Annotated in this window: 1 protein-coding gene; it reads left to right on the forward strand. The window is 65.4% G+C overall.

Annotated features, from left to right (window positions below; translation table 11 throughout):
- Nucleotides 1–2: 2 nt before the first annotated feature.
- On the forward strand, nucleotides 3–794 hold a 792-nt coding region (locus HHX41_RS39465), incomplete at its 3' end, for a Clp protease N-terminal domain-containing protein (RefSeq protein ID WP_310742386.1).

A 794-nucleotide genomic window follows, 5' to 3' on the forward strand; every position in this document is an offset into this window, starting at 1 on the left:
AGATGTTCGAGAGGTTCACCGACCGTGCGCGGCGGGTTGTCGTCCTGGCTCAGGAAGAGGCCAGGATGCTCAACCACAACTACATCGGTACTGAGCACATTCTTCTTGGTCTGATCCATGAGGGTGAGGGTGTGGCGGCCAAGGCTCTGGAGAGTCTTGGGATCAGTCTCGAGGGGGTGCGCCAGCAGGTCGAGGAGATCATCGGCCAGGGGCAGTCGGCGCCGTCGGGACACATCCCCTTCACGCCGCGGGCCAAGAAGGTTCTTGAGCTGTCGCTGCGCGAGGCGTTGCAGCTCGGGCACAACTACATCGGCACCGAGCACATTCTTCTGGGGTTGATCCGGGAGGGTGAGGGTGTCGCGGCGCAGGTGCTGGTGAAGCTGGGCGCCGATCTGAACCGGGTGCGTCAGCAGGTCATCCAGTTGCTGCACGGGTATCAGGGCAAGGAGCCGGCGGCGGCGGGCGGGCCGCAGGAGTCGGCGCCGTCGACGTCGCTTGTGCTGGATCAGTTCGGGCGGAACCTGACGCAGGCCGCGCGGGAGGGCAAGCTCGACCCGGTGATCGGCCGGGACAAGGAGATCGAGCGGGTCATGCAGGTGTTGTCCCGCCGGACGAAGAACAACCCGGTGCTGGTGGGTGAGCCCGGTGTGGGCAAGACCGCCGTGGTGGAGGGGTTGTCGCAGAAGATCGTCAAGGGTGAGGTGCCCGAGACGCTGAAGGACAAGCAGCTCTACACCCTGGATCTGGGTGCGCTGGTGGCCGGTTCCCGCTACCGCGGTGACTTCGAAGAGCGC

This window comes from Microbispora sp. H13382 (assembly GCF_014161445.1).
GTDB lineage: Bacteria > Actinomycetota > Actinomycetes > Streptosporangiales > Streptosporangiaceae > Microbispora.